The sequence below is a fragment of the Thiocystis violacea genome (assembly GCF_016583575.1).
Classification (GTDB): Bacteria; Pseudomonadota; Gammaproteobacteria; order Chromatiales; family Chromatiaceae; genus Thiocystis; species Thiocystis violacea.
Window position 1 is genome coordinate 1 of the sequence record NZ_NRRG01000175.1, and the last position, 556, is coordinate 556.

At 70.5% G+C, this 556-nt stretch carries 1 protein-coding gene; it reads left to right on the forward strand.

What is annotated here, in order from left to right:
* The coding region (gspK, locus tag CKO27_RS24045; RefSeq protein ID WP_200377426.1) for a type II secretion system minor pseudopilin GspK at nucleotides 1-553 on the forward strand (553 nt) is incomplete at its 5' end.
* Nucleotides 554-556 lie beyond the last annotated feature (3 nt).

A 556-nucleotide genomic window follows, 5' to 3' on the forward strand; every position in this document is an offset into this window, starting at 1 on the left:
GATCGTCGGCGTCGCCCGCGCCGACACCGCACCGCTCTTGGCGGCGCTGCTCGACTGGCTCGACGCCGACGATCTGGCGCGCTCGCCCGGTGGCGCCGAGGCCGCGTGGTACGGCGTCCAGCTTCACCCGCGCCGACCGGCCAACGCGCCGCTCGTGCGCGTCGAGGAACTCGCCCAGGTACGCGGCTATACTGCAGAATTGATCGCACGTCTGGCGCCGTTCGTCGCGGCACTGCCGGCAGGCGGCAGGGTCAATGTCAACACGGCGCCGGCCGAGGTGCTCGCCGCCTCGGTGCCGGGGCTGACACTCGACGCCGCGCGCGTTCTCGTCGCCGAGCGCGAGCGCGCGTGGTTCAGGGACGTAGCCGATTTCAGGGCACGCCTGCACCGTGACGACTGGGGGCTGGAGGCCGACACGACGCAGATCGACGTCAGGAGCAAATATTTTGTCGCCAGCGTGCGGGCGCGCTTCGGCGTCGCGCTGGTGCGCCTGGACGTGCTGCTCGACCGCAGCGAGAATTGGCCTGCCATCGTCTGGCAAACACTACCCTGAGCA